Raw genomic sequence first — 25,272 nt, forward strand, 5'->3', positions numbered from 1 at the left:
CCGTCGACTTCGATGTCTGCGATGCCAGACGCTTCGGTGCCGAGGCGCCCGACCGGGGCGCCGGCATCAGCCCCGAAGCGCAGCGAGCAGCTCGCGCTCGCGCTCGGCGCTGAGGCCCGCGCCGCGCTCGCGATCGAGCCCCTCGCCGCGTTCCCACTCGAGGAGATCGCCGAGCAGCTGATCGAGCGGGCGGATCCGGAGACCCGCCGCGACGGCCGCGGCGTTCGAGCGGTCGAGGAACGCGTTCCACTCGGGGTCGACGATCCAGAGCGGCAGCGATTCGGGGCCCGACCATTCGGCGACGCCCTGCTCCACGAGCCACTCGGGCGACACCGCGACGACCTCGCCGGCGTGCCCGGCGAGCGCCCGCGAGCGCTCGAGCCAGTCGCCGAACGTCGTGCGCTCGCCGACCGCGTTGAACGCGCCCGTGCGCTGCTGCTCGATCGCGTCGAGCGTGAACGACACGAGGTCGTCGACGTGGATCGCCTGCACCGCGTGGTCGAGGATGTCGGGGACGAGCATCGGCTCGTCGCTGCGCGCGGCGCGCGCCACCCAGTAGCCGCCCCGTCCGGAGGGGTCCCCCGGGCCGGTGATGAGGCCGGGGCGGATCACGAGCAGCCGATCGCCGAGCGCCTCGCGGTAGACGGCCTCGATCGCCGACTTCGCCTCGCCGTAGGTCTCGGCGGTCGACTCGTCGCCCTCGAGCGGCGGCATGAGCTCGGCCGACTCGTCGGCCCCCGGCTCGTTCTGCGCGGCGTAGACGTTGCCCGAGGAGATGAAGGTCCAGTGCCTCGCCCGGTCGGCGAGTGCCGCGGCGGCGCGGCGGGCGAATCCGGGCTGGCGGGTCACGTCGATGACGGCATCCCACGTGCGGCCGGCGACGGCGTCGTACGCGCCGGGCTGCGACCGGTCGGCCGCCGCGAATGCCGAGCCCGCTGCCGCGGCACCGGCCTCTCCGCGTGCGAGCGAGGTCACCGCGTGGCCGCGGCGGATCGCCTCGCGCGCGAGTTCGCGGCCGAGCCATTGGGTGCCTCCGAGGATCAAGATCTCCATGCCGACATCACAGCACGATGCGGATGCCGCGCGCGCGCCTGTTCTCGTTCCGCGAACCCCGGGGCATCCGCTGCTCCCGTCGTTGCATCTTCGCGGCGGCTCGGGAATAGTCGGAGCGAAGCGGCGTTCCACCTGGTGACAGATACCCCCTCGGGGTATAGGCTCGACTCGAGCGGGACGACGGAGGAAGATCGATGAGCACGACTCACGGCGGACGAGACGAACACGACGCACACGCGGGGCACGCCGATCACGACATGGGCGACAGCGACGCTCACGACGGGCACCGTCACGCGGCAGCGGCCACCGCGCCGGACCCGCATGCCGGCCAGGACACGAGCGCGCACACCGCGCACGACCCGCATGCCGGCCACGACATGAGCGCGCACAGCGCACACACCGCGCACGACCAGCATGCCGGCCACGACATGAGCGGCCACGAAGGTCACGACATGAGCGGCCACGGCGGGCACGCGGGTCACGGCGACCACGTCGGCCAGTTCCGCCGTCTGTTCTGGATCATGCTCGTGATCGCCGTGCCGACGATCGCGTTCAGCCCGATGTTCGCGTCGATCCTCGGCTACTCGCTGCCCGACAACCCCGTGGTCCCGTGGATCTCGCCGGCGCTCGGTACCGTCATGTACTTCTGGGGCGGCAAGCCGTTCCTCACCGGCGCCTGGTCGGAGCTGAAGGCCAAGAAGCCCGGCATGATGCTGCTCATCGGCCTCGCCATCACGGTCGCCTACTTCGCGTCGCTCGGCGCGAGCCTCGGCCTCCTCAGCCACCACCTCGACTTCTGGTGGGAGCTCGCGCTCCTCATCGTGATCATGCTGCTCGGCCATTGGATCGAGATGCGCTCGATCATGCAGGCGTCGAGCGCGCTCGACGCGCTCGCGGCCCTGCTGCCCGACGAGGCCGAGCGGGTGATCCCGATGGGCTCGACCGGCGCCGGGGCATCCGTCACCGAGACCGTCTCCCCGTCCGACCTCGCGGTCGGCGACGTCGTGATCGTGCGCCCCGGCGGCCGGGTGCCCGCCGACGGCGAGGTGATCGACGGCACTGCCGCGATGGACGAGTCGATGATCACCGGCGAATCGTCGACGGTCGCCCGGGGCCCGGGCGCGCACGTCGTCGCCGGCACGGTCGCGACCGACACCGCGATCCGCGTGCGGGTCGGCGCCGTCGGCGACGACACCGCACTCGCGGGCATCCAGCGACTCGTCGCGCAGGCGCAGGCGTCGACCTCTCGCGCACAGCGCCTCGCCGACCGCGCCGCCGGCTGGCTCTTCTGGTTCGCGCTCGGCGCCGCCGTCATCACGGCGATCGCCTGGACCCTGCTCGGCGACCCCGACGACGCCGTGATCCGCACGATCACCGTGCTCGTGATCGCCTGCCCCCACGCCCTCGGCCTCGCCATCCCGCTCGTCGTCTCGATCGCGACCGAGCGTGCGGCGAAGGGCGGCGTGCTCATCACCGATCGCCTCGCGCTCGAGACGATGCGCACGGTCGGCGCGGTGCTCTTCGACAAGACCGGCACCCTCACGAAGGGCGAGCCGGCGGTGACGGATGCCGCGGCCGCACCCGGTCACGACCTCGACGAGGTGCTCGTGCTCGCGGCATCCGCCGAGGGCGACTCGGAGCACCCGCTCGCGAAGGCGATCGTCGCAGACGCCGCCCACCGCGGGCTCGCGACGCGCGCCGCCCAGGGCTTCGAGGCCTCCGCCGCGGTCGGCGTGCGCGCAACGGTCGACGGACGGGCCGTGCAGGTCGGCGGCCCCGGCATGCTCGAGCGCGAGAGCCTCGCGCCGCTCGCGGCATCCGTCGCCTGGGCTGAGGTCGGCTCGACGGTGCTGCACGTGCTCGTCGACGGCGAGGTGGCCGGCGCCATCGCGCTGGCCGACGAGATCCGGCCCGAGTCGAAGGAGGCGGTCGACGCGCTGCATGCGCTCGGCGTGCAGGTCGTGATGATCACGGGCGACGCCGAGCCGGTGGCCCGCACGGTCGCCGCGCAGCTCGGCATCGACCGGGTCTACGCGGGCGTGCGCCCCGAAGACAAGTCGGCGAAGGTGCAGGAGCTGCAGCACGAGGGACTCTCGGTCGCGATGGTCGGCGACGGCGTCAACGACGCCCCGGCGCTCGCGCAGGCGGATGTCGGCATCGCGATCGGCGCAGGCACGGACGTCGCGATCGCCTCGGCCGGCGTGATCCTCGCCTCGAGCGACCCGCGTTCGGTGATCTCGGTCATCGAGCTGTCGCGGGCGAGCTACCGCAAGATGTCGCAGAACCTGTGGTGGGCGGCCGGCTACAACCTCGTCTCGGTGCCGCTCGCGGCAGGCGTGCTCGCCCCGATCGGGTTCGTGCTGCCGATGTCGGTCGGCGCGATCCTGATGAGCCTCTCGACGATCATCGTCGCGGCGAACGCGCAGCTGCTGCGCCGCCTCGACCTGCGGCCGGAGGCGTCGACCCGGACGGTGCTCGAGCGCGTGAGCTGAGGCATCCGCTCGCCGCGCCGCCTTCCTACCCGGGGAGGCGGCGCGGCCACGCGGCCCACGAGCGCCGCGGGCCGAACGGCCCGGGGCCGCCGCCCTCGCTCGACGCGCGCCCGGTGCGGAACGACGCCCAGCCGCCGGATGCCTCGGCGAATCCGCCTGTCACGACGGCGTCGATGTGCTCCCGCGCCGACTCGACCGAGTATTCGACATGCTCGTCGCACGCATCGCATCCGCAGAACGGCAACGGCAGACGCGTGAACTCGCCGCACCCGATGACGAGGCCGGGGAACGAGGTGAGGCCGATCGTGATCGGCGCCGCGTCATCCGCCCGCGGGCGCAGCCGAACTGCGCGGACGAGCTCGACGCCCTCGGTGAGCCAGGGGTCGAACGACGGCTCGTCGTCGCGCTCGACGTCGAACTCGGCTTCGAGATCATCGGCGAGTGCGAGGGCGAAGGCATGGAGCGGGCGGTAGCGCTCGGTACCGCCGACGCGGCTGTAGGCCTCCGTCGGTGGGCCGTCGATGCCCCACCGGTACGGCTCGGCCGGAAGATCGTCGACTCCCGATGACGCCCCGCGCCGCGGGGGCCCGGATGCGCTGTCCGGTTCGGGGCCGGAGCCGTCGGTCATCCGTCTTCTCGATCGACGAGGCCCGTCATGATCGCGGTATCGGGGTCGACGCACGCCTCGGCGAGCGCGGCATCCCACTCGGCGTCCATCGCCATCGGGTGGTCGCCGACGGACGGGAACCAGCCCTGGTTCGGCCAGTTCGCCACGAACTCCGCTCGCGGCGGGGCAGGTGGCACTTCGATGCCGTTGGCCTCGAGGCACGGGCCGTAGTACTCGGTCAGGTAGTCGTGGATCCAGCCGAGCTGTTCGGCGTTCGGCGGGCCGGAGGTGCGCTTGTTCGGATGCGCGACCCGGCACGAGTACGCGGCGATCGCCTCCTCGACCGTCGACGTCGACGTGCCGATCGCGTCGACAGGGCTGTCGGGGTCTGTGCCGGTGCGTCCCTCGTCGATCGGCAGCCCGGCGGCCTCGTAGCAGGCGCGCATCACGTCGACGCGGTTCTCATCGGTCACATACGCCTCGAAGACGACCTCGGGCCGCACCGCGTCGGGGTACGACATCAGCACCCCCGCCCAATCGCGGTCGGCCTCGGCGATACGTGCGGCCTCGATATCGGCCTCGGTGAACGGGTCGCCCGCGGGCCACGGTGCGAACTCGGGCATCGGGATGGACACGATCTGCGCCGCGGCATCCGTCGCGTCGGGCGTCGGGGTCGCCTCGTCGGCCCCCGCGCCGGAGCAAGCGGTCAGCGCCGCCAGGATGATCAGGGCCGCACCGACCGCCATCGATTCCCGTCGTCCGCCCATGCGCACCTCCGCCGCGAACCTAACAGTGCAATGCGCGTTGGCACCAGCGCTCACCGCGGGCGAATGATGAATCGCCTTTCGAGAACCTATCCGGCGGCGCGCCGCGCAGCCCGCTCGACGATCTTGAGCAAGCCTGCGAGAAGGAGCACTGGCACGATCAGGACAGCGGTAATGATCAGCGTGTGGATGCTGCCGAAAATGAGCGCGAAGATCGCGCCGACACCGGCGATGACCGCCGCGACGATGAGCGTGATGAGCCATGCGGGCCGGTGGGGCGCTGCGGGCGAGATCATGCTCCATCACACTAGTGCGCATCCGTCGAGTGATCCACTGCGTGTGCCGGTGACCGGATAGCCGAAGCGGATCCGGAGTGGGACAGGGGTTGTCAGTAGTGATAGCGGGCTTGGAGGATCGTGACGTACCGTTCATCGGCTATATAGACGAGACGGTTGGCCTCGTCGATTCGCCGTGACCACGCTCCGGCAAGGGCATGCTTGAGGGGCTCGGGTTTTCCGATGCCTTCGAAGGGGTCGTCTCGGAGGATGTCGGCGATGATCGTGTTGATGCGCTTGAGTGTCCGACGATCCTGCGTCTGCCAGTAGAGATAGTCCTCCCAGCCCTCGGCAGTCCAGGCCAGCTTCCGGTCGCTCAAGATTCGAGGAGTTCGTGCTCGACGACGTCACCTGCTCGCGCCTGCTCCATGGCGCTGAGGAGCCGCCGCGCATTCTCGGGGGAGCGCAGGAGGTAGCTCGTCTCGACGAGGGAGTCATACTCGTCCTTCGACATGAGCACCGCGGAGCCCCGTTTCGACGTGATCTCGACCTCGGTCTGATCGAGGTTCACGCGCTCGATCAGGCCGAATAGATCGCGTCGCGCTTCGCTTGTCGTGATAGCCACCATGCCTCCAAAGTTGTACCACATATGGTACCACTTGATCCGCAAGGCGTCTCTCTGAGCGATCCCCTTGGGGACGCGACTGCCGGCGTTCGCGTCAGCATCTGACCGCGTGCGCCGCGATCGGCCGCGAGAGTGCAGGAATCGGCCATCTCCTACGGGACCCTTCATCGAGCCCAAACGAACGCACTCAGACGAACTCGAGCAGCTTCTCGATCATGATGATGCGCCGGGCCGCCTCGATGAGCGCGAGGTGCGAGAAGGCCTGCGGGAAGTTGCCCAGGTGCTGCCCGGTCTCGGTGTCGAGTTCCTCTGCGAGGAGGCCGAGCGGCGAGACGACTCGCAGCAGCTTCTCCATGAGGGCGAGGGCGCGCGCGCCCTCGCCGATGATGGTGAGCGCCGAGACGAGCCAGAACGAGCAGATGAGGAACGTGCCCTCACGCCCCGACAGTCCGTCGTCGGTCTCCTCCGTGCGGTAGCGCAGCGCGAACCCGTCTTCGGAGAGCTCGTCGGCGATCGCGAGCACGGTCGCCCGCAGCCGCTCGTCGTCGGGCGCCATGAACCCGTAGATCGCCGCCAGCAGAGCGGATGCATCGAGCGCATCGGTGCCGTAATGCTGGCGCAGCACGCCCCGCTCGCTGACCCCGTGCTCGAGGATGTCGGCCGCGATCTCGTCGGCCACCCCGCGCCACCGCGCCGCAGTCTCGGCGTCGCCCACGATCGCACCGAGCTTCGAGGCCCGGTCGAGCGCGACCCAGCACATGATCTTCGACGACACGTAGTGCTGCGGCGCCCCCCGTGCCTCCCAGATGCCCTGGTCGGGCTCGCGCCAGACCGCAGTCGCGCACTCCGCCTGCGAGCGGATGAGCGGCCAGAGCGCGCGCGGCACCCGCTGGCTGCGCCGGGCGTGCATGAGGATCGCGTCGAGCACCGCGCCGTACAGGTCGTTCTGCCGCTGTGCGAACGCCCCGTTGCCCGTGCGCACCGGTCGGGAGCCCTGGTAGCCCGTGAGATGGTCGAGCGTCGTCTCGGTGAGGTCGCGCCGCCCGTCGATGCCGTACATGATCTGCAGCGAGCCGTCGTCGTTGGCCTCGAGCCCCGAGAGGAACTCGACGAACTCGTCCGCCTCCCAGTCGAGGTCGAGGTAGTGCAGCGCCTGCACGGTGAACGAGGAGTCGCGGATCCAGTTGTATCGGTAGTCCCAGTTGCGCTCGCCGCCCGGCGTCTCGGGGAGCGAGGTCGTGAGGGCGGCGACCGTCGCCCCGGTGGGCATGTAGGTGAGCCCCTTGATCGTCAGCGCCGAGCGCTCGAGGGCCTCGCGCCACGGGTGGTCGGGGATCGTCGCGTCGCCGAGCCAGTCGCGCCAGTAGGTGACGGTCGAGTCGAGTTCGGCCGCGGCCTCCTCGAACGTCGCCGGGCCGTCGAGGTCGTCGGCCCACGAGAGCGAGCAGAACGCGCGGTCGCCCGCGTGCAGCGTGTGGCGCGCACGCACGTGGCCGCCCTGCACACCGAGCGGGAGGTCGGAGCGCAGGCGCAGCGACATCCCGGCACCGCTCGCCGTCGCGGTGTACTCGTCGCTCGCGTCCCACTCGGCGCCGACCCGCCCGTAGTCGAAGACCGGTTCGCACAGGAGCTCCATCTCGACGTGTCCGTCGAGGCAGGTCACGGTGCGCACGAGGCAGTGGCCGGCGTCGTCGTCGGCGGGGGCCCGGGTGTGCGGGGTGGTCGTGTCGAGCTCGGACCGCGGCACGATCGTGAGCGCGTCGCGCACCTCGGCCCAGCCCGTCGGCGTCTTCCACGTCGTCACGAGCACGTTGGTGCCGGGTTCGTAGGCCCGGGCCGACGGCGCGTTGACGTCGAACGGGGCGAACCGGAAGTACCCCGCCTGCCGGTCGAGGATCGTCGCGAAGACGCTCGGAGCGTCGAATCGCGGCGGGCAGAGCCATCCGATCGCACCGTCGGGTGCGACGAGGGCACCCGTGTGGCAGTCGGAGAGGAAGGCGAAGGAGGCGATCGGCGGGAACGGGGAGCGAGCGACCGCGCCCTGCATCTGCGGCGCCCGGCCCCCGGTCCTCACCCGGTCCGACTCCGTGCGTTCCATGATTCCTCCGATGGTGACCCGGCGATCCGGCGGAGCCGCACCGTCGGTCGCGTTCATGCCGAGCCTCACATCGACGGTAGACCTTCGGCGCCGTGGTTCGAACGCGGCATGCAGGCGGCATGCGGGCGGCAAACGATAACGATCCTTCAGCGAACTCTCTCGAAACTTTCGGGCTATCTTGATGGAATGCAGAGCGCGAACCCTCGCTTCGTCACGATCGGCGTCGCCGCGCGTGAGACCGGCGCTCCGGTCTGGCGGCTCCGCGCTTGGGAGGCCTCGGGCCTGCTGACACCGGCCCGAACTGCGAGCGGGTACCGGCTGTTCAGCTCTGATGACCTCGATCGCGCCAGACGGCTCGCCGCTGAACTCGACGGCACGGAGCGCCTGCACGCACTCGGCCTCGCCCACGCGGCGACCCTGGGCGTCGATCCCATCGCGCAGCCGACCTCCCTCGCACCGAGTTCCGCGGAGCTGCGCGCCGTCCAGCAGCTCGATCTGCTCAGGCAGATCACGCACCAGCTGCGATCGAGCGATGACGTGCGTTCATCGGTCGCGTTCGCCGTCGTCCAGGTCGCCCAGTTCATCGGCGCCGATGCCGGCGCCGTCGCGCTCGCGGATCTCGTACGCCAGAAGATCCATGCCTACTGCACCTTCGGGCTCTCGAGGAGGTTCACGCAGGAGCTCGGGCCGTGGAGGCTGCATCAGGGATTCGGCGGCCAGGTCTATGCGCTTCGGGAGCCGATCACCTTCCCCGACCTCCAGCCGGTCGTCCGGGTGGGCCGCGCGATGATCATCGCCGAGGGTCTGCGCGCCTACGCCTGCGTTCCACTGTTCCGCGGGTCGAAGCGCGTCGGCATCCTCGAGATGTACAAGCGGACGCCGGAACCCTTCTCGGTCGACGACCTCGATCTCCTCGAGGTGATCTCCTCGTTGATCACTCCGTACATCGAGACCGGCCTGCTCGAGGAGCAGACACGTGCGCTTCAACAGGACCGGGCCCGCCACTTCAGGTTGCTGATCGCTCAGTTCTCCACGGCGGCGCAGCGACGGCGGGAGCGGCTCGCCGCCGGCCTGAGGTCGTTCGCCGCGGAGTTCGAGGGCCGTGACGCCCCGCCGATCGACGAGGTGCCCCGCCGGCTCGGCGAGCTGGCGGACCGGGCCGAGCGCGTTCGCTCCACCGAGTTCGACTTCCTCGAGCTCGTGAATGCAAGCATCATCGATCGCCTCGCCGAATCGAATGAGCTCAACTGCTCGCTCGAATCGGGCTCGTGGCCGACGGCGTTGTCCACCGCTCTGGCCTCCCGCCTGTACCTCCTGCTGGTCCGGCTCGCCGACGAGGTCGCGACGGTCGCCGAGGGTCACCTGGTGGTCGGCCTGGAGGCATCGGCGGACGAGATCGAAGTGAGCATCGAGTTCGGCACGGGCGATGCGGCGCACGATCCGTTCGTCCCCAGCGCCGAAGCCACCGAGGTCGTCGACGAGCTCAACGGCACCGTGAGCACGGTTCGACGCCCGTCGACCTCGCGGGTGATCGTGTCGGTGCCGCGCGACGCGATCGATCATCGCGGAGACCTCCTCACGCGCCGTGAACGCGAGACGCTCGAAGCGCTTCGGAGCGGGCTGACCAATCGCGAGATCGCCGCCTCGCTGCACATCTCGTCGAAGACGCTGCAGAACCACCTCACGGCCATCTACCGGAAGCTGCAGGTGTCGAGCCGCGCCGAGGCGATCGGTCTCGTCGACGAGACCTCGATCTGAGCAGGCGAGAGGGGGTCCTACGCGTCGGGCACGGCTCAGCACCCATGCTGCCGAAACGATTCCGTGGTTAACGTGGCCTTCGTCACCGGGGCCGAGCCCGCTTGACAGCGGTCGCCGCTCGGCTGCGCCACGGAAGGAACCGTCTTCAATGCCGAATGCTCACCCGCCCACGACGTCCTCCGATGTCATCGTCGTCGGCGCTGGCGCTGCTGGACTCTCCGCCGCCCGGCGTCTCGCCGATGCCGGACTCGACGTCAGAGTCCTCGAGGCCCGTGATCGGCTCGGCGGCCGCCTTCACACTCGCCACGACCTCGCCGGAGTGCCGGTCGAACTCGGTGCGGAGTTCATGCACACCGCGGCCAACCCCTTGCGGCCGGTGCTCCGTGCCGCCGGTTTCGAGGAGCGACGCGGGGTGAGCAGCCACCTTCCGTCCGAATCGTTCCGGCCCCGCCTGGAATCATTCCTCGCTGCCTCCTGCACCCCCGAAGAGAGCATCTCCGTCGAAGCGCTCGTCCAGCGTCACGCCACGGATGCTCCGGCGGCGCAACTGCTGGAAGAGGCGTTCGGCGCCCAACGCGGCCGCGAGGAGCTCCGTCGCACCAGCGCGACCGACGCGATGCACGAACTCGAACTCGAGCTCGCAGACGACGAGTTCATGGGCGAGCACAACTTCCGGCTTCCCGCCGGCTGGGGCACGGTCGTCGATCACCTCGCCCAGGGTCTCCACTGCGAAACCGGCCGCCGAGTCGAACACATCGGCATCGAGGCCGGCGGGATCGTGGTCGAGGCCGTCGGCGAGAACGGGCCGCTGCAGTATCGCGCGGAGCAGCTGATCGTCACGGTCCCGCTCGGGGTGCTGAAGAACGGCGACATCCAGTTCACCCCGGCACTGCCGGCTGAGAAATCCGCGGCCATCCAGGCGATGACGACGCTCGACATCCTGAAGCTCGTGTTCGTCTTCGACGGCGATGTGTGGACGTTCGATTCTCCGGTGCAGCAGACGCGACCGAGCCCGTCGACGTGGTGGCATTCCACCTGGGACGGTGCGCCTCGTGACGAGACGGTCATCGTCGGCTGGGCGGTCGGCGACGAGGCCCGCCGGATGCTCCAGGAGCCTCCCGAGGTGATGACGGCGCGCGCGGCCGCTTCGCTCAGCGCGATGCTGGGAAGGCCGGATCACCCGCCGCGTACGGCCACCTTCCACTCGTGGGGAGCCGATCCCTTCACGCGCGGCAGCTACAGCCATGTGCCGCCCGGCGCCCCGCGCGACATCCGCGACCGCCTCGCGATGCCGACCGGTGACCGGATCTTCTGGGCAGGTGAGGCGACGGCGGCGTTCCGCTCGCGGACCGTCGGCGGTGCCTACGCCTCGGGCGCACGAGCGGCCGCCGAGGTCCTTGACGCACGTTCACGACTCGTGGAGGCAGCCTCGTGACCGCATTCCCCCGACCGGTGCTGATCGAAGCATCGGCGTATCCGCATCGAAACGCCGCCGAGATGCCGGAGGACCTGGTGCTCTCGGGCCGGCCCACCGCGGACGTCTGGGCGCCTCCGCCCCTCGTCGGAGCGCGAGCGGTCACCTTCGGGGTATGGCTCGGACAGCCGGGCTCCGTGGCATGCCATGGCTACCCGCACGATGAGGTGTTCGTCGTGGCTGAGGGGCTGATCCGTCTCGAGTCGCTCGACGGAACGTCGCTCGACGTCGAGCCAGGGCAGTCGTGCTTCGTACCGCGCGGCTGGCGAGGCGTCTGGCACACCGTCAGCCCGACCCGAAAGACCTACGTCATCGCGGCATCCGACGCAACGGAGTGACGCGCAGGACCAGCCGGAGCGCTCGGACCGGGCGCGGCCGCACACCGTCACGGGTTCGACGTCGAACCACGTGGAACAGATCGAACCACCTGGTTCGAGATTGAGAAGGACGATCAATGACCGAGTTGCACGACACCGTCGCCGCTGCACGCGCAAGCGAATCCTCGACCGACGCCCAGACGCCCCCGGAACGCAAACGGGCCGGGTATCCACGTGGGCTCGCGAGCCTCGCATTCACGGAGTTCTGGGAGCGCTTCAGCTTCTACGGCCTGCAGGCCGTGCTGATCTTCTACATGCTCTACGCGGTCGATCAGGGCGGCCTCGCACTCGATGCCGCGATCGCCTCGAGCCTCGTCGGGGCCTACGGAGGCTCGGTGTACCTCGCCCAGATCCTCGGATCCTGGATGGGCGACCGGGTGCTCGCGCCGAAGTGGCTGGTCTTCTGGGGCGGCGTGGTCATCACCCTCGGCCACCTCGCGCTCGGGTTCATCCCCGGGTACGGGGGCCTCGCGATCGGGTTGGGGCTGATCGTGCTCGGCACCGGCGCACTCAAGACGAACATCACGTCGATCGTGGGCATGCTGCTCGAAGACGACCCGAGTCGACGTGACGCGGGATTCTCGTACTTCTACATGGCCATCAACATCGGCGCGACCGTCGGTGCCCTCGCCACCGGCCTCGCGCAGAGTGCCGTGGGCTTCCAGCTGGCGTTCACCCTCGCCTCGATCGGCATGGTCGCCGCGCTCATCCAGTACTGCTTCGCGATGCGGCGGCTGCCCGCGGACGCCGATGTCGTACGCAATCCGATCCCCCTGCGGAACGCCTGGCGCCCGGCAGCCGTCGTGGTCCTCGTCGTGGCGGCCATCGCGGTCGCCTGGGTGACGGGTGTGCTCAACGAGGCGAACATGGCGAGCGTGACGGGTCTCGTGATCGTCGCCGCGGCCGTCATCCTGTTCGTGGCGATGTTCTCGTCTCGATCGGTCACGTCGGCCGAGAAGACGCGACTGGCCGGCTTCGTCCCGATCTTCATCGCGAGCGCCGTGTTCTTCGGCCTGCTGTTCCAGGTCTTCTCATTCCTCCCGATCCTGATCTCGGACGATCGCGTCGACCTCCAGATCGGAGACTGGTCGATGCCGCCCGCATGGGTGCTCTCGGTCGGCGCCCTGTCCGCCGTGCTGATCACGCCCGTGTTCGCGCGGCTCTGGAGCCGTCGCGACCAGGCCGACCCGAACCCGAGCGGCAAGTTCGCGTTCGGCCTCGTCCAGCTCGGCCTCGGGCACGTCTTCCTGCTCGTGGTCGTCATGACGTCGGGCTCGGTGATCGCCCTGCTCCCGGTGCTCGTCTACGTCGTGGTCGTCGGCACATCCGAGGTGCTGGTCGGCCCGATCGGCCTCTCGCTCGCCACCCGCATCGCACCGCAGGCCTTCCGGTCGCAGGTGGTCGCGTTGATCTTCCTGACGTTGGCAGCGGGCTCCACGCTGGCGGGCCTGCTCGGCCAGCTGTACACCGCGATCGGGGACACCGCCTACCTCACGACGATCAGCGCGCTCGGCATCGGACTCGGCGCGGTGCTCTGGCTCTTCCGCTCGCGCATCGATGGCGCCGTCGCATTCGGCCTCCCCTCGCACTGAGATCGACGGGGCCCGGGCGCCGGCCAACGCCCGAGGGGCCTCGATCATCGGTGGGCGGCACAGCGAGCTGTGCCGCCCACCGATCACTGAACGAGCAGCGCCTCCATGCGTTCGATCTCGGCCGTCTGGGTCGCGATGATCGCCTCGGCCATCTCGATCGCGCCCTCGTGCGACCCGCTCGCGAGCTGCTCCTCCGCCATGTCGACGGCGCCCTCGTGGTGCTCGATCATCTGCTCGAGGAAGAGCTGCGAAGCGGATGCCGCGTCGGCAGCCTCGAGCGCGGCGAGTTCGTCGTCGCTCAGCATTCCGCTCATCCCGTGGCCGCCACCGGGCATCTCGCGCGGGGCGTCCCACTCCTCGAGCCAAGCCTCGAGCTGGGCGATCTCGGGCCCCTGGGCTGCTTGGATCTCCCCGGCGAGGGCGGCGACCTCGGGGTCGAGTCCGTCTTTCGCGAGCACGATGCCGCTCATCTCGAGCGCCTGCTCGTGGTGCGGGATCATCATCTGCGCGAACATCACGTCGGCCGCCGTGCCCGCGCTGGCCGGTGCCGCGGTCTCGGTCATGGCGTGCCCGTCGTGGCCGCTGCCTGAGGCGCCGTCGGCCCCGGCGGCGCAGCCCGCGAGCGCGAACACCCCGGCGACGCCGAGGGCGACAGCGGGCAGGGTGCGGTCGATGCCGCGGCGCCGCCGGGTCGCGCGGGCACCGGCACGTGCCGCGGCGCTCATCGCTCAGCCACCCGGTATCCGGCCTCCTCGACGGCCGCGGCGATCGCGGCGTCGGAGATCGGAGCGCGGCTCCGCACCGTCACACCGGAGACGCCGCCGTTGACGAGGTCGACCTCGACGGCGTCGACGCCGTCGATCGCGGTGAGCTCCTGGGTCACGTGGGCCACGCAGTTGCCGCAGGTCATGCCGGCGACACCGAAACTCGCCTCGACGAGGGAGGCGTCGGTCGCGGCGTTCACGGGGGCGGAGGCATCCGTCGTCGTGTCGATCGCGCAGCAGGCGCACCCGCCGCCTGCGACGTCGATCTCGGTCCGGCCTTCTGGTGCGAGCGTCATGGGAAATGTCCTTTCGTGGGTCGCCACCACTATACCCCCCTAGGGTATCGATTCCGCAAGCCCCGACCGCGTGACAGCATGAAGGAGAAATTTCCCGGCGCGATGTCGATCCGGCCGTCGCCCGTTCGACGCCAGAGTGAGGCGGGCACTTCGGCCCCTTCCCGAACAAGGAGAATCACCGTGAAGTACATGCTGATCATGCGCTCGACCGACGCAGCCGTCGAGGACTACGAGAACCTCGACTTCACCGAGGTCATCGCGGCCATGGGCGCCTACAACGAATCCCTCATCAAGGCGGGCGTGCTGCTCGGCGGCGAGGGCCTGACCGACGCGAAGGAGGGCTTCGTGGTCGACTTCGACTCCACTCCCCCGGTCGTCACCGATGGCCCCTACGGCGAGACGAAGGAGCTCTTCAACGGCTTCTGGATCATCCAGGCGTCGAGCCCGGAAGAGGCCGCGGAGTGGGCCAAGCGCTGCCCGCTCGGCCCCGGCTCGAAGCTCGAGGTGCGCCGCGTCACCGAGCTCGAGGACTTCCCGCAGGACAACGAGTGGATCCAGAAGGAGGCCGGCTGGCGCGCCGAGGCCGAGGGTCGCCTCGGCACCGCGAACCCGGTCGACTGACATGAGCGAGACGGATGCCCCGGACGCGGGCGGAGATGCGGGCGACGCGGTACTCGTCGCCGGCGCCGACCGCGCCCGGCGCGCCGTGGCCGCCGTCTGGCGCATCGAGTCGGCGCGCATCGTCGCGACGCTCACCCGCTTCGTCGGCGACGTCGGACAGGCCGAGGATCTCGCGCAGGAGGCGCTCGTCGAGGCGCTCCGGCAGTGGCCGGCCGATGGCGTGCCGAACAATCCCGGCGCTTGGCTCACCGCCGTCGCGAAGCGCCGGGCGATCGACGGATGGCGCCGCCGCGAGCGGCTCGACGAGCGGTACGCCGCCATGGCCCGCGACCTCGAGCAGCAGGGCGGCGAGGCATCCGGCACCTTCTGGGACCCCGACACCATCGACGACGACATGCTGCGGCTCATCTTCGTGTCGTGTCACCCCGTGCTCTCGCGCGAGGCGCAGATCGCGCTGACGCTGCGCATCGTCGGCGGCCTCGGCTCCGAGGAGATCGCGCGCGCCTTCCTCGTGCCGACGGCGACCGTGCAGCAGCGCATCGTGCGGGCCAAGAAGACGCTCGCGGCTGCGAAGGTGCCGTTCGAGGTGCCCGAGCCGAACGAGTACGCCGAGCGGCTCGGCTCGGTGCTCTCGGTGCTCTACCTGATCTTCAACGAGGGCTACCTGCCCGCCGCGGGCGACGAATGGGTGCGACCGGATGTCTCGGCCGAGGCCCTCAGGCTCACCCGCATGGTGGCGGGGCTCATGCCCCGCGAGCCCGAGGCGCAGTCCCTCGTGGCCCTCATGGAGTTCACCGCCTCGCGCTTCGCGGCGCGCACCGCACGCGACGGCACACCGATCCCGCTCGACGAGCAGGACCGATCCCGCTGGGACCGCGCGCAGATCGAACGCGGCCGCGCGGCGCTCGCCCGCGCCGACCGCCTCGGACGCGGACGCGGCGCCTACGGACTGCAGGCGGCGATCGCCGAGTGCCATGCGGTCGCGGCATCCGTCGACGACACCGACTGGGCACGCATCGTGCTGCTCTACGAGGCGCTCGGGCGTCTCGCGCCGTCACCCGTGGTGGAGCTGAACCGCGCCGTCGCGGTCGCGATGTCGACCGGACCGGCGAGCGCGCTCCGCATCGTCGACGAGCTCGCCGCGGGCGGCAGGCTCGCGGGCTACGCTCCCCTGCCGGCCGTGCGCGGCGAACTGCTGCGCCGGCTCGGCCGCACCGAGGAGGCCCGCGGCGAGCTCGAGGCCGCTGCTCGACTCACGGGCAACGAGCGGGAGCGCGCGTCACTGCTCGCGAAGATCGCCGAGCTCGCACCGCCGGCGCCGCCCGCGGGCTAGCCCTCGGGGCCGACCTCGACGTCAGATCCCGTCGCCCGGAGAGACCTCGCCCTCGGGAGCGTCCGTTGCCGCAGCGGGGACGGGCGCCGCACCAGCCGGGACATCCGCCCCGCCCGCGGCCTTCGCGGCCCGCTTCTCGCGGCGACGCTCGCGCCCGCCCTCGACGAGGTTGTAGAGCACGGGCAGCACGACCAGCGTCAGCGCCGTCGACGACACGAGGCCGCCGATCACGACGAGCGCGAGCGGCTGCGAGATGAAGCCGCCGTGCCCGGTGATGCCGAGCGCCATCGGCAGCAGCGCGAAGATCGTCGCCAGCGCCGTCATGAGGATCGGGCGGAGACGGCGGGAGGCGCCGTGCACGAGCGCGTCGCGCACGTTCATGCCGCGATCCCGATACTGGTTCACGAGGTCGACGAGCACGATGGCGTTCGTCACGACGATGCCGACGAGCATCAGCACGCCGACGAGCGAGGCCACGCCGAGCGGCACGCCGGAGATGACCTGCAGGGCGATCGCACCGGTCGCCGCGAACGGCACCGACACGAGCAGCAGCAGCGGCTGCAGGAGCGAGCGGAAGGTCGCGACCATCACGATGTAGACGATCAGGATCGCCGCGAGGAGCGCCAGGCCGAGCTGCGAGAACGACTCCTGCTGGTCGGCGCTGACGCCGCCGATCGACGCGGTCGTGCCGGCCGGCAGCTCGACCGAGTCGACCGAGGCGGCGACCGCCCCGCTCGCCGTGCCGAGGTCGTCGCCCGCGGGCGTCGCCGAGACGGTCGCGCTGCGCAGCCCCTGCACGGTGGTGACGGATGCCGGCCCGTCGACGTTCTCGACGGTCGCGAGCGTGTCGAGCCGCACGAGGCCGGCGGGCGTCGGCACCTCGAGGGCCGACAGCTCCTCGATGGTCGTGGGCGGGGTGTCGGTGGCGAGGTAGATCGTGAGGGTCTTCTCGTCGATCACGACGGACCCGGCGCCCTGGGGCTGCATCGCGGCGGAGACGTATCCGCCGAGGGCGACCTCCGAGTAGCCGGCTGCAGCGGCATCCGCTCGGTTCACCACGACGGCGACGTAGGGCTGGGACTCCGACAGGTTCGAGGTGACCTGGGCGAGCGAGTCGATGCCGTCGAGCTCGGTGACGACGGCGTCGGTGGCGGCCTGCAGGTCTTCGGCGTTCGAGGCGGTGATGTCGACCTCGATGTCGTTCGAGGCGCCGAATCCGCTGGAGGCGGCGAGGGTCACTTCGCCGACGTCGTCGAGGTCGTCGAGGTCGTCTCGCACGCTCGCCTGGAGGGCGTCCTGGTCGGCGCTCTCATCGGTCGTGACCGAGTAGGTGATCGTGGCACCGCCGCCGCCGAAGGCCGCGGTGAGTCCGCTCCCCGAGCCGATCGAGGTCTGCACGGTCTCGACGCCCTCGGTGTCGCGGATCGCCTGCTCGACGGGCTGGGATGCCGCGTCCATGGCGTCGAGGCTCGTGCCGATCGGCAGCTCCTGCGTCACCCGGAACGTGTTCTGCCCCGATGACCCGATGAAGTTCGTCTTCATGAACGGGATAAGCGCGACGGTGCCGCCGAGCACGAGCCCGGCGACGACGAGCGTCACGGCGCCGTGCTTCAGGGTCCATTCGATGATCGGCAGGTAGCCGCGCTGCAGGCGGGAGGGGTGCTCGAGCTCGTCAGCGGGCGCAGCGGGCTTCGCCGCGACGGTGGCCGCGGTGCGGCCTGCAGCGCCCGCAGCGCCGGCCTTCACCGGGAGCCCGGTCGACCCGGTCTCGTCGCGGAGCTCGGGAGCGAGCCAGACGTCGTCGACGAACGCGGCGGCGGCGATCTCGGCTTCGTCCTCGTGCTTGGCGAGCTTCGCGGGCTTCAGGAACCAGTACGCGAGCACCGGCACGATCGTCAGGGAGACGAGCAGCGAGGCGACGAGGGCGATCGTCACGGTCAGCGCGAACGGCCGGAACAGCTCGCCCGTCACCCCCTCGACGAGCGCCAGCGGCAGGAACACCGCGACCGTGGTGATGGTCGACGCCGTGATGGCGCCGGCGACCTCGCGCACGGCGTGCACGATCGTCGCGGCCTTGTCGACGCCCTCGATGAGGTGCCGCTTGATGTTCTCGATGACGACGATGGAGTCGTCGACGACGCGGCCGATGGCGATCGTGAGCGCGCCGAGCGTCAGGATGTTCAGCGTGTAGTCGGCGGCCTGCAGGCCGATGAAGGTGATGAGCACCGAGGTCGGGATCGAGATCGCGGTCACGAGCGTCGCGCGCACCGACATCAGGAAGACGAGGATCACGATGACCGCGAACAGGAGTCCGAGCATGCCCTCGGTCGCGAGCGACTCGATCGACTGCTCGATGAAGGGCGCCTGGTCGAAGACGACCGTGAAGGTCGCGCCCGGGTTCGTCGTGTCGAGCGAGGACTCGAGGTCGGGCAGCAGCGCCGTCACGGCGTTCGACACGTCGACCGTGTTGGCGGCCGGCAGCTTCGTGACCGAGATGGTGAGCGCCGGCTCGCCGTTGACGCGCGAGATGCTCGAGACGGGGTTGTCGGTGAGTTCGACGGATGCCACGTCGGCGATCGTCGCCGCGACGGGCACGCTCGTCGTGGCGCCGAGACCCTCGGGCAGCGTCGCGCCGTTCGGCAGGGCCTGGCCGTCGGTCGGCAGCTCCTCCGAGGCATCCGGAATCTGCTGCTGCTCGGTGGCGCCCAGCACGGGCAGCGCGGCGATCTCGTCCACGCTGCCGATGCGGGTGCCCGTCTGCACGGCGAACGTCGAGTCGCCCTCCGTGATCGTGCCGGCCGGCACCAGCAGGCCGTTCTGCTGCAGTGCGTCGCGGATCGCCTGCTGGGTGATGCCATACGCTGCGAGCTTCGCGGGGTCGGGCGTGATGGTGACGCGCTGGCCGATCTCGCCGACGAGGCTCGCCTCGCGCACGCCGTCGACGTCGGTGATCTCGGGCAGGGTGGTGCGCTCGATCTCGTCGGAGAGCGCGCTGATGTCGTCGACGCCGGTGACGGCGATCTGCAGCACCGGGAAGTCGTCGAGGCTGAGCGCGATGACCTGCGGGTCGACGTCGTCGGGCAGCTGGCTCGAGATGCGGTTCACGGCCGAGAGCATCTTCTGCTCGACGAAGGCGAGATCCGTGCCGTAGGTGAAGCTCGCGGTGACGCGCGACAGCCCCGTCGAACTCGTCGTCGAGGTCGACTCGAGGCCCGTGATGCCCTGGATCGCGGTCTCGATCGGCGTCGAGACGTCGGTGTTGACGATGTCGGGCGACGCGCCCGGGTAGCTCGTCACGATCGACAGCTGCGGGAACTCGATCGACGGCGCCAGCTCCTGCTTCAGGCTCGTCAGCGAGATGCCGCCGAAGATCGCGACGACGACGGTGATGAGCGCGATGAGCGCACGATTCTTCATGCTGAGCGCGGCGAGCAGATGCATTGTCCGATTCTCGCAGGCGCTGTCGCCCCGAATATCACATCGCGATGAAATTCACGCGACATCCAGGTTCGGCATGTCGGCGACCGGCCGGCGGGTCGTGACGGCGTGTCGACGGGTCGCCGACCGGATGTCCCCCGTCCGGGGGGTAGCCTCGCAAGAACCACCCCCCATAGGGTGGCCAGCAGGGGGACGAAGGGGTGGCGATGGGCTCCGCGGATGCTGCACGGCAGGTGCCGTGGCTCCGGTATGCCCTCCTCGGCACCGCCCTCACCGCTGCGTGGCTCGTCGTCTCGCTCTTCTCGAGCGCCCCGACCGCCTCGGCCGATGAGCGAGACCCCGGCAGCGGGCTGCTCGGCACGGTCGGCTCGCTGCTCGGCGGCGTGACGAACGTGACCGGCGCCGTCGGCGGCCTGGTGGGCGGCGTCGTCGAGACGGTCGTCTCCCCCGTGAACCAGGTCGTCGAACCCGTCGTCGAGGTGCTGCCCGAGCCGGTGTCCGAGCCCGTCTCCGTCGTCGTGCCCGACGCGGTCGACACCGTCACCGACACCGCGAACACCGTCATCGGCGGCGGCAACACGGCCGTCGGAACCATCGTCAACGGCGCCACGGGCACCGTCTCCGACATCGCCGGCGGCGACACGGTCAGCGGCATCACGACCCCGGTCGCCGGCCTCGTCGACGGCATCGTCGACGAGCTGCCGATCGTCGGGTCGCTGCTGCCGAACGGCACCGTCGGCGGGGTCATCGGCCCGGTCGTCGGACTCGTCGACGACACCCTCTGCGCCGTCGTCGGCACGTTGCCCGCGCTGCCCACCGACGGCAGCGGCGTGCTCCCCCAGCTTCCGTCGATCCCGCTGCTTCCGGGCGGATCGGGCGGCACCGACCCAGGCGGTCCGGGAGGTCCGGGCGGCCAGATTCCGGGCGAACCGCCGCCCACGGGGTCGTCGGGCGAGCCGCCGGGCGCTGCCGCGACCTCCGACCGCGAGCATTCCACGGCTCCCCAGCAGACCGCAGCCTCCGCCGACGGCTCGATCGCGCCCGCCGACGGAGGCGCACCCGGCGGCGACGGCTCACCTGCTCTCGGGGCGCCCGCACTCGGCGCCACGGGTTCCGGCACCGGCGCTGCGGGCGGCGGCGGCGCGGCATCCGGTACCTCCGACGCGGCGTACGCCGCCCTCGAACTCGACGCACTCGCGTCGCTCGCACTCCACTCGGTCGACGACGAGCTGCCGTCGTCGCCGGTGTACGACACCGACTCCACCCCTGACTGACGGGGGCCGTTCCGCCTGCACGTGAGGCGGAAGACGGTCATCGCTCCCTGCCCGGGAGCGACAAACCCATCAGTTCAGGAGGACTGGATCATGAAGAAACTGCTCTTGAGGGCGCTGTACGCGACCCTGTTCGCGGGGGGCCTCACGCTCCTCGGCGCCGGAGTCGCCCATGCGTCGGAGACGACGGGCGAGGACGGCATCCTGTCGGGAACCCAGGCCGGCATCTCGCTCGACCTGCCGATCACGCTCGGCGGCAACGCGATCTCCCTCATCGGGGATTCGTCGTCGCAGGGCGCTGGCACCGAGGTCGCGAGCGGCGACGCCCCGGCGCCGGTCGCCGTCACCTCGGGTGACGACGGCATCGGCTCCGGCAGCCAGGCGCTCATCGACGTGTCGATCCCGGTGACGGTCGGCGGCAACGCCATCTCGCTCATCGGCGACTCGTCGACCGACGGCGCGACCACCACGGTCGCTCCTGCGCCCGCTCCTGCGCCCGCTCCGGCACCCGCCGCGGGCGCGGCGCCCGAGACCAGCGGGACGGACTCGCTGCTCGGAGGCACGCAGGCGCTCATCGGCGTGTCGATCCCGATCACGCTCGGCGGCAACGCGATCTCGATCATCGGCGACAGCAGCAGCGCCGGTGCGGAGACCGTGGTCGAGCCGGGCAGCGGAGCCGGTTCGGGCACCGGCGCCGCGACCAGCGGCGACGACTCGATCCTCGGCGGCACGCAGGCGATCGTCGGCGCAGCGGTGCCGGTGACCGTCGGCGGCAACGCCGTCTCGCTCATCGGCGACTCGACGAGCGAGGGCGCGACCACGAACGTCGGTTCGGGCTCCGGCTCGGCCGGCGGATCGGCGACGACTGGCGGTGAAGGCGGGCTGCTCGGGGGAACACAGCTGCTGCCGAACGCGTCCCTGCCGGTGACGGTCGGAGGCAATGCGATCTCGGGAGTGGGCGACAGCACGTCGACCGGCGCCGAGACGGTCGTGACGCCAGGAACCGGGGGCGGTTCGGCGACGACGGATGGTGATGGCGGGCTGCTCGGGGGAACACAGCTGCTGTCTGACCTGTCCCTGCCCGTGACGATCGGCGGCAACGCGATCTCCGTGATCGGCGACAGCAGGACCGACGGGGCGACGACCATCGTCGACCCGGTCGATCCGGTGGATCCCGTCGATCCGGTGGATCCCGTCGACCCGGTGGATCCGGTCGATCCGACGCATCCGGTGACGCCCGCCCAGGCGAGCGGGAGCAGCGGATCCGCGCTTGCGTCCGGAAGCGGCGCCGGCTCCTCGAACCTCGCCTCGACGGGGGTCGACACCCCGGGCCTCTGGCTCGCGGGCCTCGCGTTCATCGCGGGTCTCGTGCTGCTCGGGTTCCGTCGGTTCGCGATGAGCCGGTAGCACCGGGAGGGGCCCGGCGCCGCCCGACCGGCGCCGGGCTCGCCCCTCGGCAGATCACTGCCCCGCAGATTCCGTGCCGCTGACCCGTCCGGCACGGCAGGCCACGGCGTGCCCGGCACCGAGGCCGGTCGGGGCGGCCGGACGAGCGCAGTCGTCCGGCCGCCCCGTACTCCGCTACGCCGTGCGGCGCCGCGCGATCAGCACGGACACGGCACCTGCGAGCAGGACGAGGATCGCCGCGAGGAGCGCCACGACCGGTTCGACGCCCGTGCTGGCGAGGTCGGCTGTACTCGTCGAGCCGTTCGTCGCACCGGTCACGGTGATCGCGGCGGACACGGTCGTGCCGTCCGCGAGCACGGCGACGACGGTGTGCGCACCGGGCGCGGTGGCGGCCGGAATGCGCGCAGTGAACGCGAGTGCTCCGTCGGTCGAAACCGTCGCCTGCCCGAGCACCGCGGGCTCGGAGTGCAGCTCGAGCCGCACCGTCGAGCCTGCTGCGAATCCGGTGCCGCGCACCTCGAGCGAGCCGCCTGCGGCCACCGATCCGGCGCCGAGCACGAGGCTCGGGCTCGCGGGTCCGCCCGGCTCGCCCGGTCCTCCGGGCTCCGTGCCGCCGGGGAACACCTCGCCGGCAGCGCCGAGCTCCAGGAACACCGTCTCGCCCGTGGCATCCTTCAGCCCGTCGTTGTCGGTGACGCCGTACAGCGCGCCGTCGGCCGCGACCGCGAAGCCCTCGAGCTTCTCCTGCGTCCATCCGGCGGCCCGGCGGAGTGCCGGCAGCACGTCGATCGCCGTGGTCTTCTCGAGCACGGGCAGCGTGCCCGCCTCGGGCGTCGTCGCGGGGATCTCGACGCGGGTCACGCGCTTCACCGCTGCGGCGGGGCCGTTGAGCTTGTCGCGCTCGATCACGGCGAGGGTGTCGTCGTCGATCGCCGTGATCTCGGAGAGGCCCATCCAGTCGCCTCCGACGGCCGTGGACTCGAGCGGGTAGCCGAACCACGACCATGCGCCGCTCGCCACGTCGTAGCGGCCGATGCGGGCGACGTTCGCACCGTCGACCGTCGCGGCGTCGGCGCCGGTGACCGCCGGGTCGGCCCACAGCGGACGCTGCAGCGCCACCCAGAGCTGCTCGTCGGCCCCGGACCCGGTCGTGGTCACGCCCTCGAGGCCCCACTTGGCGATGTGGGCCGTGACATCGGCCGGCAGCGCCACCGTCTCGACGACGGCGCCGGCGGCATCCGTGCGCACGATGCGGTTCTCGGCGCCCGTCGCGCCCTCGATCGCGAGCCAGAAGCCGCCGTCGGCGCGCGCCTGCAGGCCCTCGATGTCGAGCGCCACGGGGGCTCCGGCATCGGTCACCGCACGGGCCGCGGTGATGCGGGCCGGGGTCTGCGTCACGTCGACCGTGTACACCGTGCTCGGCGAGACGGCCGCGTCGCTCGCGGCGTAGACGATGCCGGCGTCGCTCGGGTGGCCGCTCAGCGCGCCGAGCGCCGCCCATCCGATCGGCGCGCCGTCGACGACATCCGAGACGATGCTCGGCTGCGCCGGCTGCTCGCCGTCGAAGGCGTAGAGGTTCACGGCCGCGCGCACGCCGGCCGACGCGTCGTCGGTCTCGCTCGAGACCACGAGCAGGTCGCTGCCGGGCACCGGGAGGATGCCCTCGGGGCCGTTCGTCGCGAACAGCAGCTGGCTGAAGGCCGGTGCCGCCGGGTCGCTGACGTCGTACACCGCGACGAAGTTGGAGCGCTCGCTCGCGACGAACACGTACGGCACCCCGTCGTACTCGGCGACGGCGAGGCCCTCGGGCTCGCTGCCCTTCTTCGCGGCGCGGTCGTCGTTGTACAGGCCGTGCTGCACGGCGAGGTGCTCGAACGAGTTGCCGGCGTCCCACACGACGTCGCCCGTCTCCGCGTCGAAGACGGTCCAGCCGCGGGTTCCGCCCTTCCAGTCGCCCTCGTTGGCCGTCGCAAGCCGGTCGTCGCCGATCCACGCGATCGAGTCGGGCTCGCGCGGGGTCTGCCCGATGGAGCCCGACAGGTCGATGCGCTTGTCTTTCTTCGTGTCGATGCCGCTGACGGCCACCGATCCGGCCGAGAAGGCGCGCACGACTTCGTGCGTCGGCAGGTCGACGATCACGATGCCGTTGTTCTCCTGCAGCGTCACCGCGAGCTGGTTCTGCGCGTTGATGGTGACGTACTCGGGCTCGGGGTCGGTCGGGGCGTCGAGGCCGGCTGCGGCGATCACGTCGATCGGCGAGCCGTCCTCCTCGAGGAAGGGCACCGCGTCGATCGACCACGCGGCAGGGTCTGCGCCGAGCCCGAGCACCTGCACGAAGCCGCCGGGCAGCTGCGGCAGGTCGCCCTTCTTGCCGCCGGGAGGCGTCGCGTCCTCATCGCGCTGGTTCTCGATCGCGATCGCCGCATAGGCGCCGTCCTTCGAGATCGCGATCGAGTCGGGCTGGCCCTCGAGGTCGATGCTGCGCACGACCGTGCGGTCGGCGGCGCGGATCACGTCGAGGCGGCCGGCCGGGGCGGTGAACGCTCCGCCGGTCTCGTCGACGACCACGAGGATGAAGTCGCCGTAGGCGGCGACCGAGGTGGGCTGGTCGTCGGCGTGACCGAGCGAGGCGAGTTCGATCGTGCCGTCGCCGACCGGATTCGACGGATCGGTCACGTCGAGGAATCCGATGCGCTTGCCGAGTGCGTCGGTGTAGACGACGGTCGAGCCGTCGGGGGTGATCGCCGAGATCTCGGCGACCGTCTCGGACGCGGGGTCGACGCCCTCCGGCAGGTTCTGGAACACGGGGTACGTCGCCGTGCGGTGGAAGGCGGATGCGCCGGGCGCGGCCGTTGCCGGGAGGGCGACCGCCGACCCGGCGAGCGCGCCGCCGGCGATGACGGATGCCACGGCGAGGGCAGCGACGGACAAGGGGCGGACGGACATGTCGGGCACACTCCAGCGAATCGAGGCAGGGAACGCCGTCAGGCTGGCGGAACCCGGCGACCGGCCGGTGGGGGCGACGTG

General features: G+C 71.0%; 20 protein-coding genes. 9 read left to right on the forward strand and 11 right to left on the reverse strand.

Going from position 1 to position 25,272, the window contains the following annotated elements; genetic code table 11:
- Positions 1 to 66: 66 nt before the first annotated feature.
- Complete coding sequence (locus tag ASE14_RS09745; protein ID WP_056654103.1) at positions 67 to 1,053, reverse strand: NAD-dependent epimerase/dehydratase family protein; 987 nt, start codon at positions 1,051 to 1,053, stop codon at positions 67 to 69.
- A 194-nt stretch (positions 1,054 to 1,247) separates the two neighbouring features.
- Between ASE14_RS09745 and ASE14_RS09750 the strand changes: the two genes are divergently transcribed.
- Positions 1,248 to 3,545, forward strand: coding sequence for a copper-translocating P-type ATPase (locus ASE14_RS09750; RefSeq protein WP_157372928.1), 2,298 nt, complete (start codon positions 1,248 to 1,250; stop codon positions 3,543 to 3,545).
- Between the two features lie 25 nt (positions 3,546 to 3,570).
- Here the strand turns inward: ASE14_RS09750 and ASE14_RS09755 are convergent, their stop codons facing one another.
- The 6 genes from ASE14_RS09755 to ASE14_RS09780 all read right to left on the reverse strand — a co-directional run bounded on the left by ASE14_RS09755 (position 3,571) and on the right by ASE14_RS09780 (position 7,914).
- Positions 3,571 to 4,173 carry a DUF6226 family protein gene (locus tag ASE14_RS09755; protein ID WP_056654108.1) on the reverse strand — a complete coding sequence of 201 codons (603 nt, stop codon included), beginning with the start codon at positions 4,171 to 4,173 and terminating at the stop codon, positions 3,571 to 3,573.
- On the reverse strand, positions 4,170 to 4,919 hold the full coding sequence (locus ASE14_RS09760) for a hypothetical protein (protein ID WP_157372929.1): 750 nt from the start codon (positions 4,917 to 4,919) through the stop codon (positions 4,170 to 4,172). The genes ASE14_RS09755 and ASE14_RS09760 overlap by 4 nt, the downstream gene beginning before the upstream one ends.
- Positions 4,920 to 5,005: 86 nt before the next feature.
- Positions 5,006 to 5,212 (reverse strand): hypothetical protein, encoded by a 207-nt coding sequence (locus tag ASE14_RS09765; protein ID WP_056654115.1) that lies wholly within the window; start codon positions 5,210 to 5,212, stop codon positions 5,006 to 5,008.
- Positions 5,213 to 5,304: 92 nt separating this feature from the next.
- Complete coding sequence (locus tag ASE14_RS09770; RefSeq protein ID WP_056011898.1) at positions 5,305 to 5,571, reverse strand: Txe/YoeB family addiction module toxin; 267 nt, start codon at positions 5,569 to 5,571, stop codon at positions 5,305 to 5,307.
- Positions 5,568 to 5,984, reverse strand: a complete 417-nt coding sequence (locus ASE14_RS21415) for a type II toxin-antitoxin system Phd/YefM family antitoxin (protein ID WP_369816475.1) — start codon at positions 5,982 to 5,984, stop codon at positions 5,568 to 5,570. Before ASE14_RS21415 ends, ASE14_RS09770 begins: the two co-directional genes overlap by 4 nt.
- 19 nt (positions 5,985 to 6,003) lie before the next feature.
- A complete protein-coding gene (locus ASE14_RS09780; protein WP_200953304.1) occupies positions 6,004 to 7,914 on the reverse strand; it encodes a glycoside hydrolase family 15 protein in 1,911 nt (636 codons plus the stop codon).
- Between the two features lie 186 nt (positions 7,915 to 8,100).
- On the opposite strand from ASE14_RS09780, the gene ASE14_RS09785 reads away from it, so the two are divergent.
- The 4 genes from ASE14_RS09785 (at position 8,101) to ASE14_RS09805 (ending at position 13,115) form a co-directional block, all read left to right on the forward strand.
- A complete protein-coding gene (locus ASE14_RS09785) occupies positions 8,101 to 9,672 on the forward strand; it encodes a LuxR C-terminal-related transcriptional regulator (RefSeq protein ID WP_056654121.1) in 1,572 nt (523 codons plus the stop codon).
- 148 nt (positions 9,673 to 9,820) lie between these two features.
- Positions 9,821 to 11,107, forward strand: a complete 1,287-nt coding sequence (locus ASE14_RS09795) for an NAD(P)/FAD-dependent oxidoreductase (RefSeq protein ID WP_082600445.1) — start codon at positions 9,821 to 9,823, stop codon at positions 11,105 to 11,107.
- Positions 11,104 to 11,484 carry a cupin domain-containing protein gene (locus ASE14_RS09800; RefSeq protein WP_056654130.1) on the forward strand — a complete coding sequence of 127 codons (381 nt, stop codon included), beginning with the start codon at positions 11,104 to 11,106 and terminating at the stop codon, positions 11,482 to 11,484. The genes ASE14_RS09795 and ASE14_RS09800 overlap by 4 nt, the downstream gene beginning before the upstream one ends.
- Before the next feature lie 116 nt (positions 11,485 to 11,600).
- Complete coding sequence (locus ASE14_RS09805; protein WP_056654133.1) at positions 11,601 to 13,115, forward strand: peptide MFS transporter; 1,515 nt, start codon at positions 11,601 to 11,603, stop codon at positions 13,113 to 13,115.
- A gap of 83 nt (positions 13,116 to 13,198) precedes the next feature.
- Here the strand turns inward: ASE14_RS09805 and ASE14_RS09810 are convergent, their stop codons facing one another.
- Positions 13,199 to 13,840: a DUF305 domain-containing protein gene (locus ASE14_RS09810; protein ID WP_082600447.1), complete on the reverse strand. Its 642-nt coding sequence runs from the start codon at positions 13,838 to 13,840 to the stop codon at positions 13,199 to 13,201.
- Positions 13,837 to 14,175 (reverse strand): heavy-metal-associated domain-containing protein, encoded by a 339-nt coding sequence (locus ASE14_RS09815; protein WP_082600449.1) that lies wholly within the window; start codon positions 14,173 to 14,175, stop codon positions 13,837 to 13,839. The genes ASE14_RS09810 and ASE14_RS09815 overlap by 4 nt, the downstream gene beginning before the upstream one ends.
- A 180-nt stretch (positions 14,176 to 14,355) precedes the next feature.
- Between ASE14_RS09815 and ASE14_RS09820 the strand changes: the two genes are divergently transcribed.
- Together ASE14_RS09820 and ASE14_RS09825 are read left to right on the forward strand one after the other, a co-directional pair.
- Positions 14,356 to 14,796: a YciI family protein gene (locus tag ASE14_RS09820; protein WP_056654137.1), complete on the forward strand. Its 441-nt coding sequence runs from the start codon at positions 14,356 to 14,358 to the stop codon at positions 14,794 to 14,796.
- Between the two features lies 1 nt (position 14,797).
- Positions 14,798 to 16,129, forward strand: coding sequence for an RNA polymerase sigma factor (locus ASE14_RS09825; RefSeq protein WP_082600452.1), 1,332 nt, complete (start codon positions 14,798 to 14,800; stop codon positions 16,127 to 16,129).
- Positions 16,130 to 16,150: 21 nt separating this feature from the next.
- Here ASE14_RS09825 and ASE14_RS09830 read toward each other — a convergent pair whose 3' ends face one another.
- The gene (locus ASE14_RS09830) at positions 16,151 to 19,570 is read right to left on the reverse strand and encodes an efflux RND transporter permease subunit (protein WP_082600454.1); all 3,420 of its coding nucleotides are present in this window, start codon (positions 19,568 to 19,570) and stop codon (positions 16,151 to 16,153) included.
- Between the two features lie 203 nt (positions 19,571 to 19,773).
- On the opposite strand from ASE14_RS09830, the gene ASE14_RS09835 reads away from it, so the two are divergent.
- Complete coding sequence (locus ASE14_RS09835) at positions 19,774 to 20,841, forward strand: hypothetical protein (RefSeq protein ID WP_056654140.1); 1,068 nt, start codon at positions 19,774 to 19,776, stop codon at positions 20,839 to 20,841.
- Between the two features lie 90 nt (positions 20,842 to 20,931).
- Positions 20,932 to 22,245 (forward strand): hypothetical protein, encoded by a 1,314-nt coding sequence (locus ASE14_RS20970; RefSeq protein ID WP_056654143.1) that lies wholly within the window; start codon positions 20,932 to 20,934, stop codon positions 22,243 to 22,245.
- 174 nt (positions 22,246 to 22,419) lie between these two features.
- Here the strand turns inward: ASE14_RS20970 and ASE14_RS09845 are convergent, their stop codons facing one another.
- The gene (locus tag ASE14_RS09845; protein WP_082600457.1) at positions 22,420 to 25,191 is read right to left on the reverse strand and encodes an esterase-like activity of phytase family protein; all 2,772 of its coding nucleotides are present in this window, start codon (positions 25,189 to 25,191) and stop codon (positions 22,420 to 22,422) included.
- Between the last annotated feature and the right edge of the window lie 81 nt (positions 25,192 to 25,272).

The sequence above is a fragment of the Agromyces sp. Root81 genome (assembly GCF_001429165.1).
Taxonomy (GTDB): Bacteria; Actinomycetota; Actinomycetes; order Actinomycetales; family Microbacteriaceae; genus Agromyces.

What these genes read in the sequence shown, in the direction of transcription:
- ASE14_RS09745 (WP_056654103.1), bottom strand. Translation starts at nt 1,053, where the DNA reads ATGGAGATCTTGATCCTCGGAGGCACCCAATGGCTCGGCCGCGAACTC.
- ASE14_RS09750 (WP_157372928.1), top strand. Translation starts at nt 1,248, where the DNA reads ATGAGCACGACTCACGGCGGACGAGACGAACACGACGCACACGCGGGG.
- ASE14_RS09755 (WP_056654108.1), bottom strand. Translation starts at nt 4,173, where the DNA reads ATGACCGACGGCTCCGGCCCCGAACCGGACAGCGCATCCGGGCCCCCG.
- ASE14_RS09760 (WP_157372929.1), bottom strand. Translation starts at nt 4,919, where the DNA reads ATGGGCGGACGACGGGAATCGATGGCGGTCGGTGCGGCCCTGATCATC.
- ASE14_RS09765 (WP_056654115.1), bottom strand. Translation starts at nt 5,212, where the DNA reads ATGATCTCGCCCGCAGCGCCCCACCGGCCCGCATGGCTCATCACGCTC.
- ASE14_RS21415 (WP_369816475.1), bottom strand. Translation starts at nt 5,984, where the DNA reads ATGAAGGGTCCCGTAGGAGATGGCCGATTCCTGCACTCTCGCGGCCGA.
- ASE14_RS09780 (WP_200953304.1), bottom strand. Translation starts at nt 7,914, where the DNA reads ATGGAACGCACGGAGTCGGACCGGGTGAGGACCGGGGGCCGGGCGCCG.
- ASE14_RS09785 (WP_056654121.1), top strand. Translation starts at nt 8,101, where the DNA reads ATGCAGAGCGCGAACCCTCGCTTCGTCACGATCGGCGTCGCCGCGCGT.
- ASE14_RS09795 (WP_082600445.1), top strand. Translation starts at nt 9,821, where the DNA reads ATGCCGAATGCTCACCCGCCCACGACGTCCTCCGATGTCATCGTCGTC.
- ASE14_RS09805 (WP_056654133.1), top strand. Translation starts at nt 11,601, where the DNA reads ATGACCGAGTTGCACGACACCGTCGCCGCTGCACGCGCAAGCGAATCC.
- ASE14_RS09810 (WP_082600447.1), bottom strand. Translation starts at nt 13,840, where the DNA reads ATGAGCGCCGCGGCACGTGCCGGTGCCCGCGCGACCCGGCGGCGCCGC.
- ASE14_RS09815 (WP_082600449.1), bottom strand. Translation starts at nt 14,175, where the DNA reads ATGACGCTCGCACCAGAAGGCCGGACCGAGATCGACGTCGCAGGCGGC.
- ASE14_RS09825 (WP_082600452.1), top strand. Translation starts at nt 14,798, where the DNA reads ATGAGCGAGACGGATGCCCCGGACGCGGGCGGAGATGCGGGCGACGCG.
- ASE14_RS09830 (WP_082600454.1), bottom strand. Translation starts at nt 19,570, where the DNA reads ATGCATCTGCTCGCCGCGCTCAGCATGAAGAATCGTGCGCTCATCGCG.
- ASE14_RS09835 (WP_056654140.1), top strand. Translation starts at nt 19,774, where the DNA reads ATGGGCTCCGCGGATGCTGCACGGCAGGTGCCGTGGCTCCGGTATGCC.
- ASE14_RS20970 (WP_056654143.1), top strand. Translation starts at nt 20,932, where the DNA reads ATGAAGAAACTGCTCTTGAGGGCGCTGTACGCGACCCTGTTCGCGGGG.
- ASE14_RS09845 (WP_082600457.1), bottom strand. Translation starts at nt 25,191, where the DNA reads ATGTCCGTCCGCCCCTTGTCCGTCGCTGCCCTCGCCGTGGCATCCGTC.